The organism is Sulfitobacter sp. HI0040 (assembly GCF_001634885.1).
Classification (GTDB): Bacteria; Pseudomonadota; Alphaproteobacteria; order Rhodobacterales; family Rhodobacteraceae; genus Sulfitobacter.
This window is the reverse complement of the sequence record NZ_LWEX01000080.1, coordinates 1-9,691: the sequence shown is the minus strand read 5'-3', so window position 1 is coordinate 9,691 and position 9,691 is coordinate 1. Positions and strand designations below refer to the sequence as shown.

General features: G+C 67.3%; 10 protein-coding genes. 5 read left to right on the top strand and 5 right to left on the bottom strand.

Translation table 11 applies throughout. The annotated features are described in order from the left end of the window. Window position 1: 1 nt before the first annotated feature. Together A3728_RS06670 and A3728_RS06665 are read left to right on the top strand one after the other, a co-directional pair. Window positions 2–769: an MBL fold metallo-hydrolase gene (locus A3728_RS06670; protein ID WP_067921403.1), complete on the top strand. Its 768-nt coding sequence runs from the start codon at window positions 2–4 to the stop codon at window positions 767–769. A gap of 39 nt (window positions 770–808) precedes the next feature. Beyond that, entirely contained in the window at window positions 809–2,239 is a 1,431-nt protein-coding gene (locus A3728_RS06665) for an FAD-binding oxidoreductase (protein WP_067921401.1), read from the top strand. Window positions 2,240–2,297: 58 nt separating this feature from the next. Here the strand turns inward: A3728_RS06665 and A3728_RS06660 are convergent, their stop codons facing one another. The 3 genes from A3728_RS06660 to A3728_RS06650 form a co-directional block, all read right to left on the bottom strand. After that, a complete protein-coding gene (locus A3728_RS06660) occupies window positions 2,298–3,590 on the bottom strand; it encodes a Glu/Leu/Phe/Val family dehydrogenase (protein ID WP_067921400.1) in 1,293 nt (430 codons plus the stop codon). 103 nt (window positions 3,591–3,693) lie between these two features. After that, the gene (locus tag A3728_RS06655; protein ID WP_150120672.1) at window positions 3,694–4,224 is read right to left on the bottom strand and encodes an adenine phosphoribosyltransferase; all 531 of its coding nucleotides are present in this window, start codon (window positions 4,222–4,224) and stop codon (window positions 3,694–3,696) included. 126 nt (window positions 4,225–4,350) lie between these two features. Next, complete coding sequence (locus A3728_RS06650; RefSeq protein WP_067921398.1) at window positions 4,351–5,223, bottom strand: S-methyl-5'-thioadenosine phosphorylase; 873 nt, start codon at window positions 5,221–5,223, stop codon at window positions 4,351–4,353. Between the two features lie 180 nt (window positions 5,224–5,403). On the opposite strand from A3728_RS06650, the gene A3728_RS06645 reads away from it, so the two are divergent. Further along, complete coding sequence (locus tag A3728_RS06645) at window positions 5,404–7,032, top strand: SulP family inorganic anion transporter (RefSeq protein ID WP_067921395.1); 1,629 nt, start codon at window positions 5,404–5,406, stop codon at window positions 7,030–7,032. 198 nt (window positions 7,033–7,230) lie between these two features. Here A3728_RS06645 and A3728_RS06640 read toward each other — a convergent pair whose 3' ends face one another. Continuing rightward, entirely contained in the window at window positions 7,231–7,836 is a 606-nt protein-coding gene (locus tag A3728_RS06640; protein WP_067921393.1) for a flavin reductase family protein, read from the bottom strand. Between the two features lie 94 nt (window positions 7,837–7,930). Here A3728_RS06640 and A3728_RS06635 point away from each other — a divergent pair, with 94 nt between their 5' ends. Together A3728_RS06635 and A3728_RS06630 are read left to right on the top strand one after the other, a co-directional pair. After that, window positions 7,931–8,407 carry a GNAT family N-acetyltransferase gene (locus A3728_RS06635; RefSeq protein WP_067921390.1) on the top strand — a complete coding sequence of 159 codons (477 nt, stop codon included), beginning with the start codon at window positions 7,931–7,933 and terminating at the stop codon, window positions 8,405–8,407. Window positions 8,408–8,454: 47 nt separating this feature from the next. Further along, complete coding sequence (locus tag A3728_RS06630; protein ID WP_067921388.1) at window positions 8,455–9,222, top strand: EcsC family protein; 768 nt, start codon at window positions 8,455–8,457, stop codon at window positions 9,220–9,222. Here A3728_RS06630 and A3728_RS23960 read toward each other — a convergent pair. Continuing rightward, the gene (locus A3728_RS23960; RefSeq protein WP_443069425.1) at window positions 9,219–9,389 is read right to left on the bottom strand and encodes a TOBE domain-containing protein; all 171 of its coding nucleotides are present in this window, start codon (window positions 9,387–9,389) and stop codon (window positions 9,219–9,221) included. The genes A3728_RS06630 and A3728_RS23960 overlap by 4 nt on opposite strands. Window positions 9,390–9,691 lie beyond the last annotated feature (302 nt).

Below are 9,691 nucleotides of genomic sequence, written 5' to 3'. Positions count from 1 at the left end.
CCTGACCGAACGCACGCCGAGCCACTGCGTCGCATTGGCCAATGCCGCACCCGGCCTGCGCTATCTGCACCGGGCCAGCCTGCCGCAGGTGGCGCGCGAAACCGTGTTTCTCCACTACATCGCCCACGCCAGTTTCCTGATCCGCAGCCACGGCGGGCTGAACCTCGTGACCGATTACACCGGCTTCACCGGCACCCTGCCGCTGATCCCGGACGTCGTGACGATGAACCACGCCCATGACAGCCATTGGACGGCAGCCCCGGACCCGGCCATCCCCCATGTCCTGCCCGGCTGGGGCCCCTTCGGAGAGGGGATCGACCACCGGCTCGATCTGGGCGAAGTGCTGGTGCGCAACGTCTCCACCGACATCCGCTCCGCCTTTGCCGGGGTGGAGCCGCGCGGCAATTCGATTTTCGTCTTCGAAATGGCCGGTCTGTGTATCGGGCACCTCGGCCATCTGCATCACGCCCCCGACGCCGAACAATACGCGGCCCTCGGGCGGCTCGACGTGGTCATGGCCCCGGTGGACGGCGGGCTGACGCTGGACTTGCCCACCATGATCGCGGTCCTCAAACGGCTGCGCGCCTCCGTCGTGATCCCGATGCACTGGTTCTCCGAATTCGCGCTGAACGATTTCCTGGCGGGCATGGCCGACAGCTTCACGGTGGTGGACCTCGAAGGCCCCGCGCTCACCCTCTCCCGCGATACGCTGCCGGGGCGGCCCACGGTCATGGTGCTGCGCCCGGCCTATCTGCGGCGCGACGATTAGGCGCTTGCATCACGCGGGCGATGGGGGGATCACTTCGCCATGACATCGCACAGCCTCAACGACGCGGACGCCGCCTTTACCGACCGGCTGGCCGCCGAACTGCCCGACGACAGCCTGCGGCCCGCCGACGCGCACTACCTCGAAGAGCCGCGCGGCCGCTACGCCGGGCGGCCCGCAACCCTGGCCTTGCCCCGCACCGCGCAGCAGGTCGCTGCCATCGTCCGCTGCGCCGCGGAACATCGCGTGCCGCTCGTCCCCTACGGCGGCGGCACCGGGCTGGTGGGCGGGCAGATCATGGCCGAAAGGGCGCAGCCGCTGGTCCTGTCGCTGGAACGGATGACGGCGATCCGCGCCGTCCATGCGGATGAAAACGTGATCGTGGCCGAGGCCGGCGCGATCCTCGCCGATGTGCAGACCGCCGCGGAAGAGGCGAACCGGCTCTTCCCGCTCAGCCTCGCCTCCGAAGGTTCGGCCCGGATCGGGGGGCTGCTCTCCACCAACGCGGGCGGCACCGGCGTTCTGCGCTACGGCAACGCGCGCGATCTCTGCCTCGGGCTCGAAGCGGTGATGCCCGACGGCCGCATCTGGAACGGGCTGACCCGGCTGCGCAAGAACAACATGGGCTACGATCTGCGCAACCTGCTGATCGGCGCCGAAGGCACGCTGGGCGTGATCACCGCCGCCTCGCTCAAGCTCTTTGCCCGTCCCGCGCGCAGCGGCACCGCGCTTCTGGTGGTGTCCGACCCGGCGGCGGCGCTGGCGCTGCTGTCCTGCGCGCGCGACACGGTGGGCGAGGTCATCAGCGCCTTCGAACTGATGCACCGGCAGGGGTTTGACTTCCTCGCCGAAACGCTGCCCGACCTGCGTCAGCCCTTTGCCACGCCGCCCGAATGGGTGGTGCTGATCGAACTGGGCACCAGCGGGCAGGGCGACCCGCAATCGGCGCTGGAGGAGGTCTTCCTGCGCGGATCGGAGGCGGGCCACGTGACCGACGGCCTCATCGCGCAGAACCGCCAGCAGGCGGCGGACTTCTGGCAGATACGGGAAATGATACCCGAAGCGAACCGCCGCATCGGATCGGTTTCGAGCCACGATATCTCTGTCCCCTTGGGCGCGATCCCCGAATTCATCGCCCGCGGGGGCGAGGCCATCGCGGCACTGGGGCAGTTCCGCATCAATTGCTTCGGCCATGTGGGAGACGGCAACCTGCACTACAACATCTTTCCGGCCCCCGGCCGCAGCCGGCAGGACCACGCGGCGCAGCGCGACGCCATCAAGCGCACGGTCCACGACCTGACCCATGAACTGGGCGGCTCGATCAGCGCCGAACACGGGATCGGGCGGCTGAAGACAGGGGACCTCGAACGCTACGGCGATCCGGTCAAGGGCGCGGCCATGCGCGCCATCAAGGATGCGCTCGACCCTGCGGGGATCATGAACCCCGGAGCGGTGCTGCCCGAGGTAGGCTGAGCCGCGGGGGCCAGCCCCCGCGGCCCCCGGGATTTAAGACCATTTGGAAGGCGCGGGGTCAGCCCCGGAAATAGCACGAATCTCCGCGGCTCTCGACAGCGGCGGCGATGCGTTCCACCGCGATGGCATAGGCCGCATGGCGCAGGGGCGTCTCATCCGCCTCGGCGCGGTCGAAACAGGCGTTGGCGGTCTTGACCATCCGCGTCTCCAGCCGGTCGCGGACCATCTCCTCTTCCCAGCGTTCGCCGGAGCGGCCCTGTATCCATTCGTAATAGCTCACGGTGACACCCCCCGCGTTCACGAGGATGTCCGGCAGCACGGCAACCCCCCGTTCCGCAAGGGCGGCATCGGCCCCGGTGCTGACGGGCCCGTTGGCGATTTCCAGCACCGTGTCGGCCTTGACGTCGCCGACGTTGTCTTTGGTCACCGCGTTCTCCAGCGCCGCCAGCGCCAGCACGTCCACGTCGAGCGACAGCAATTCTTTCGCGTCGAGTTGTTCGTGATCCTCGCTGTCGGACACTGACCGGGAGCCATATATGTCGTCGAGGCTCTTGCCCTCTTCCTTCTGCCGGTGCAGCGGTTCGGGATCGAGCCCGCCCTTGGCATAGGTGGCCCCGCCGGAGTCGGAGACGGCAACCACCTTGAACCCCGCCTCATGCGCCAGCATGGCGAAATGCGCGCCGGCATTGCCGAACCCCTGCACCGCGACGCGGGTATCCCCGGGCTTGCGGTCGTGGCGCTTGGCCCATTCACGCAACACGTAAAGCGCGCCTTGCCCGGTGGCGGCCACGCGCCCTTCGGACCCCCCCAGCGGCAGCGGCTTGCCGGTGATCGCCGCGGGCTGCTGCCTGCGGGTGATCTGGGCGTATTCGTCGATCATCCAGCCCATGATCATGCCATTGGTATTCACATCCGGCGCCGGGATGTCCCGGTCCGGCCCGATCAGGTCCTGCACCTCCTGCAGGTAGGACCGAGACAGCCGCTCGACCTCCTGCTTCGACAGCGACTTGGGATCGACCCGCACGCCGCCCTTGGCCCCGCCGAAAGGCAGGTCGAGCAGCGCGCATTTCAGCGTCATCCAACGGGCGAGGTCGGTCACCTCTTCCAGCGTCACGTCCTGATGAAAGCGGATGCCCCCCTTGGTCGGCCCCAGCACGTCGTTGAACTGCACCCGCCAGCCCTCGTAGATCGCAAGCGTCCCGTCATCGCAGCGAATGGGCACCGCAATAGCGAGCTGCCGCTTGGGCGCGCTCAGGAGCTTGCGGGCATCGTCCGAGATGTCCAGCCGGTCGAAGACCGCATCGAGAACCGGCGTATCGCTGTCACCGGAGGAGGAGGAATCTTTCGCCATTTACGTGTATCCTTACCCATCTGTTCGCATTTCAAGCGGAAAGATAGGGCGGGCGGGGCGGCTGGCACCCCCGGCGCGGGTCACACGATCGTCAGCGAAGCGCTCAATGCCCGTCAAAGGCGCACAGGGCATGAACCTCCATGCCCATCGCCTCCAGCCGGGCGCGCCCGCCCAGTTCGGGCAGGTCGATGATGAAGGCGGTCGATACGATCTCGCCGCCCAGCCTCCGGATCAGCTTGATCCCGGCCTCCGCAGTCCCGCCCGTGGCCAGCAGGTCGTCGACCACCAGAACCTTTTCGCCTTCCGCGATGGCGTCATCGTGGATCTCAACGATCGCCTCGCCGTATTCCAGCTTGTAATCCTGCGAAATCGTGCGGCCCGGCAGCTTGCCCTTCTTGCGGATCGGCACGAACCCCACGCTCAACTGGTGCGCGATGGCGCCGCCAAGGATAAAGCCCCGCGCCTCCAGCCCCACGACCTTGTCGATGTCGATCCCGGCATAGGGATGCAGCATCTGGTCGATCGCCATGCGAAAGCCGCGCGGATCGGCGAAGAGCGTGGTCACATCCCGGAACATGATCCCCTCATGGGGGAAATCCACGATGGTACGGATGTAATCTTCCACTCGTTTCACGTCACTCTCCCGCCGGTCCATATCTGCGCGGACCGCCATACAGCGTTAGGGCCGTGCCGCCAAGTCCGGCGCGTTCCCTTCACCCTTTTTCAAATACTCATGAAACCCCGGCCACGGACACCGAGGTCAGAGAACGCGCCCCGCCACCGCATCCAGCTTGGCCACCAGCGCCGGGTCGCGGGCCTCCGGTCGGGTCAGGATCGCGTATTCCAGCGCCCGGTCACAGCCATGCGGGCAGGGCGCGCGCGCAGCACCCAGAAGGGCGGGCAGCCCCGCCACCATGGCCCGCCCCTTGTCGGCATTGCCCATCAGCGTCGCGATGATCTCGGTCACGTCCACCTCGCCGTGGTCGGGGTGCCAGCTGTCGTAATCGGTGATCATGGCAACGCTGGCATAGCACAGCTCCGCTTCCCGGGCGAGCTTGGCCTCGGGCATGTTGGTCATGCCGATCACATCCGCGCCCCAGCTTTCGCGGTACATGCGCGATTCCGCGAGGGTGGAGAACTGCGGCCCCTCCATGGCAAGGTAGGTGCCCCCGTCGTGCACCGTGACGCCCGCCGCCCGGGCTGCTTCGGCGCAGGCCGCACCCAGACGCGGGCAGGTGGGATGCGCCACGCTCACATGCGCCACGCAGCCGCTGCCGAAAAAGGATTTCTCCCGCGCGATGGTGCGGTCGATGAACTGGTCCACGATGACGAAATCGCCGGGCTTCATCTCATCCCGGAACGACCCGCAGGCCGAGACAGAGATGATGTCCGTACAGCCCAGCCGCTTCAGCGCGTCGATATTGGCGCGGTAGGGCACATCGGCGGGCGCATGCACATGGCCGCGGCCATGGCGCGGCAGGAAGGCCATCTCCACGCCGCCCAGCCGCCCGGTCATGATCGCGTCCGACGGCGCGCCCCACGGCGTTTCCACCGTCACCCATTCGGCATCCTCCAGCCCTTCGATGTCGTAGATGCCCGATCCGCCGATCACGCCCAACCTGGTCGCCGTCATGTCATTCTCCCGCTGTCGGGCGAAGTCTTGCCGCCTTCGCCCGGAAACTGCAAGCACGCCGCGCCACGCCCCCGCCCGGGCGTCAGGGTTTCCATTCGCGGTGAAAGCGGGTAGGGACCCCGGAACCGGCGGACCGCTCTCCGATATCCGGTGCTTTCCAGATTCTGAACAGGATGTCCGATGGCGCGCGCGACCTTGCACAGCTTTACCAAGAAACTCGATGTGACAGACCTGCGCTGGATGCCCGAACAGGGGTTCAGCATCGGCCGGTTGCGGATCGAGCTCTTGTCGGGGCTGACCGTGGCGCTGGCGCTGGTGCCCGAAGCGGTGGCCTTTGCCTTCGTCGCGGGGGTGCACCCGCTGGTGGGGCTTTATGCCGCATTCATCGTGGGGCTGATCACCGCGCTGATCGGTGGCCGCCCCGGCATGATCTCGGGGGCCACGGGCGCGCTCGCGGTGGTGATGGTGGCGCTGGTGGCGCAGCACGGGGTCGAATACCTCTTTGCCACGGTGGTGCTGATGGGGCTGATACAGGTCTTCGCCGGGGTCATGCAGTGGGGCAAGTTCATCCGGCTGGTGCCCCACCCGGTGATGCTGGGCTTCGTCAACGGTCTGGCCATCGTGATCTTCCTCGCCCAGATGAGCCAGTTCAAGGTGCCCGGCACCATGGTGGATACGGGTCACGGCATGGGCGGCGGCGAATGGCTGAGCGGCCAGCCCCTCTACCTGATGCTGGCCCTCGTGGCGGCGACCATGGCGATCATCTGGATCATGCCGCGCATCACACGCATCATCCCCGCCCCCCTCGCGGGCATCGGCATCGTGGCCGGAGTGGTCATCTTCACCGGGATGGAGGTGCCCCGCGTGGGCGATCTCGCCTCCATTCAGGGCGGGCTGCCGACGTTCCACATCCCGATGGTCCCGCTCAACTGGGAAACATTCGAGATCATCCTGCCCTATGCCATCATCCTCGCCGCCATCGGGCTCATCGAATCGCTGCTGACGCTCAACCTCGTCAGCGATCTGACGAACACCCGCGGCGGCGCCAGTCAGGAATGTATCGCGCAGGGTGTGGCCAATACCGTCACCGGGTTCTTCGGCGGCATGGGCGGCTGCGCCATGATCGGCCAGTCGATGATCAACGTGAAATCGGGCGGGCGGACCCGGGTGGCGGGCATCGCCGCGGCGGTCTTCCTGCTGCTGTTTATCCTGATCGGCGCCCCGGTGATCGAACTTATTCCGCTGGCGGCACTGGTGGGCGTGATGTTCATGGTGGTGATCGGCACCTTCGCGTGGAACTCGCTGACCATCCTGCTGAAGGTACCGCCGATGGATGCCTTCGTGATCCTGCTGGTCACCGTGGTGACAGTGATGGAGGACCTCGCCGTCGCGGTCGTCGTCGGCGTGATCGTCTCGGCGCTGGCCTATGCCTGGAACAATGCGCGCCGCATCCACGCCCGGACGGAGATCACCGCCGAGGGCACCAAGGTCTACCGCATTCAGGGCCCGCTCTTCTTCGGCTCCTCCGACGGCTTCGCCGAGCTTTTCGACGTGCAGAACGACCCCGCCGAGGTGATCGTGGATTTCGCCGACAGCCGGGTGGTGGACCAGTCCGCGCTTCAGGCGATCGAGGCGATGGCCGCGAAATACGAAGAGGCCGGCAAACGCCTGCAACTGCGCCACCTCAGCCGCGACTGCCACCGCCTGCTCACGAAGGCCGGGCATCTCATGGTCGACAGCGACGATGACCCCGAATACGAGCTGGCGGTCAATTATCAGGTCCGCACCGGCATCCTCGGCGCGCACTGAACGCCGTTGCGCCCGGGCCCTTCCCAGCGTCCGCTAGGGTAAGATTGAAAAAACATTTGTTAATCAATAGCTTGGGTTCCCCGCGGGGAACCCGGGCCCCTCAGCGCTTCCAAATGGCCCAAATCCCGGGAGGTCCGGAGGGCAGCGCCCTCCGGCGGCCACCCCCCCGCGCCGCGCCCAAGATAGGGCGCACCCCGCTCAATCGTCGGGGCGGACCATCTCGAACACCTCGCGCACGGCGGTATAGTCGCGGTATCCCAACCGGCTCAGCGGCACGTAGCGCGTTACGTCGAACCGCCCGTCCACGATGCAGTCGTCGCGCAGATGCACGCCGACGACCTCGCCGAAGACGACATAGTTCACGTCTCCCTCGATCTTGACGATCTGGGTCACCCGGCATTCGAGGTTCGCGGGCGCATTGGCCACTCGCGCGCAGTCGATAAGGTCACAGGCCGCCTTCTCGATCCCGGCATGTTCGAATTCATCGCTGCCGTGGGGCAGGGTGGCCGAAGACAGGTTCATCGCATCGCGTGCGGCATATTCCACCACGTTGACGCAGAAGACCCCGGTCTCGCGGATGTTGGCCACGCTGTCCTTGGTGCCGTCCACATCCGGCTTCTGCCCGGTGGAGGCGAACATCACCTGCGGCGGGGTATAGGCCACGCCGTTGAAAAAGGAATAGGGCGCGAGGTTGTCGCGGCCCTCCGCGTCGCGGCTCGAAATCCAGCCGATGGGCCGGGGCGTCACGATGGCGTTGAACGGGTTATGGGGCAGGCCATGGCCTGATTCCGGACGATAAAACATGCTGACTCCTTGTGGTTTGCCCCATGGCTACCGCCATGCTAGGGGCAATGCCACCTCAAACCCCCGCCCGTGGGAGCGGCCCTTGTACCGATTGATGCCGGAAATGCCCGCCGACGACTGGGAGGTGGAGGCTCTGCTCGACACCTGTTTCGCGCCGGGGCGCAAGGCGCTGTCCTCCTACCGGCTGCGCGACGGCGTGCCGCCGCTGGCGGGGCTCAGCCATGTGGCCCGCGACACAGGGGGCATTCTGGCCGGGGCGATCCGCTATTGGCCGGTGCGCGTGGGCGGGGAGCCTTCGCTCCTGCTGGGACCGGTGGCCGTCCATCCGACACGTCAGGGCGAGGGGCTGGGCCGCGATCTGATCGAAGGCTCGCTTGTCCATGCCGTGCCGCTGGGCTGGAACCGGGTGATGCTGGTGGGCGATGCACCCTATTACGGGCGGTTCGGCTTTACCCGGCTCGAAGAGGTGGTGATGCCGCCCCCCACCAACCCCGACCGGGTGCTGGGCCGGGCGCTGCTGCCCGGCGCATGGGACGGCATCGCGGGCGAGGTTACGCGCTGGACGGATTGATTTCGCGCCGCCCGCGCCCACATTATCCCGCAAGGAGGGCCGCGCCCATGTTGATCGAAAGCAATGTTCCCGCGACCGTGGATGTCGACGCCCGGCTGGACGCGATTGCCGCGCGTTACAAGCAGGCCGGCGGCGTGGGCATCAATGTCCTGAACCTGATCGGCGGGCAGGCCGACAACCTTATCGAACGCCTGCCCACGGTGGTGCGCCGCAATCTCGAAGGCGCGACCGTAAAGGCGCTGGGTCAGGCGATGAAGGCGGCCCATTCCAGCCGTGCCATGGTGCCGGACCAGAAAAGCTGGCTCAATCAGGCGGTCAGCGCCGCCATGGGCGCCGTCGGCGGCGCCGGGGGCCTGCCCACCGCCATGGCCGAACTGCCCGTCACCACCACGCTGCTGCTGCGGGTGATCGAAGGTGTCGCGGTGGAATACGGCTTCGATCCGGAGGCCGAGAACGTGCAGTTCGACTGCGTGCAGGTCTTTTCCGCGGCAGGCCCGCTTTCGGGCGATGACGGCTCCGATCTGGGTTTTCTGTCGGCGCGGGTCGCGCTCTCGGGGCGGGCCATGCAGGCGGTGATCGCCAAGGTCGCCCCGCGGCTCGCGGTGGTGCTGGGCCAGAAGCTGGCGGCGCAGGCGGTTCCGATCCTTGGTGCTGCGGCGGGGGCGGCCACGAACTACGCCTATACCAGCTATTATCAGGATATGGCCCATGTGCATTTCGGGCTGCGCAAACTGGCGATAGATGCCGATATTCCGCAAAACGAACTGCTGGAACGCCTGCGGTCCAAGATGGGCCGCGCCCCGGTCGCGGGCTAGCGCCCGATGCTGCCGGGAGCCACCGTGGTGGCCTTCAGGATCGCATAGCAGTCCAGCCCCGGACGCAGCGACAGGTCCGCCACCGCGCGGGCCGTTACCCGCGCCAGCAGCCTGTCGCGCCCGGCGCTCAGCGCGATGGCGGCACCCGGCCCGCCGCCGGGATGCACATGATCGATCCGCACCGGCAGGATATTGACCGAAGACAGCCCCGCGGGCTTTTCCAGCGACAGGATCACATCCTGCGCCAGCACCCGCAGCCGCACGCGCGCGCCCACCTCGGCCTGCACGCCCGGCAGTTCCAGAACGCCCGCGTCGATCCTGAGGCGCGACAGCCCGTCGGGCGCGTGTGACAGCACGTCCGCCTCCAGCACCGCGCCCGCTTCGCGCACGCCNGCNGNNGNNCGNCGNNATGGCCGACCCGGCGGCGGTGCGGCGGCACCCAGATGCCGCGTTCGGTGTCCAGCATGGT

What these genes read in the sequence shown, in the direction of transcription:
- A3728_RS06665 (WP_067921401.1), top strand. Translation starts at nt 809, where the DNA reads ATGACATCGCACAGCCTCAACGACGCGGACGCCGCCTTTACCGACCGG.
- A3728_RS06660 (WP_067921400.1), bottom strand. Translation starts at nt 3,590, where the DNA reads ATGGCGAAAGATTCCTCCTCCTCCGGTGACAGCGATACGCCGGTTCTC.
- A3728_RS06650 (WP_067921398.1), bottom strand. Translation starts at nt 5,223, where the DNA reads ATGACGGCGACCAGGTTGGGCGTGATCGGCGGATCGGGCATCTACGAC.
- A3728_RS06645 (WP_067921395.1), top strand. Translation starts at nt 5,404, where the DNA reads ATGGCGCGCGCGACCTTGCACAGCTTTACCAAGAAACTCGATGTGACA.
- A3728_RS06640 (WP_067921393.1), bottom strand. Translation starts at nt 7,836, where the DNA reads ATGTTTTATCGTCCGGAATCAGGCCATGGCCTGCCCCATAACCCGTTC.
- A3728_RS06635 (WP_067921390.1), top strand. Translation starts at nt 7,931, where the DNA reads ATGCCGGAAATGCCCGCCGACGACTGGGAGGTGGAGGCTCTGCTCGAC.
- A3728_RS06630 (WP_067921388.1), top strand. Translation starts at nt 8,455, where the DNA reads ATGTTGATCGAAAGCAATGTTCCCGCGACCGTGGATGTCGACGCCCGG.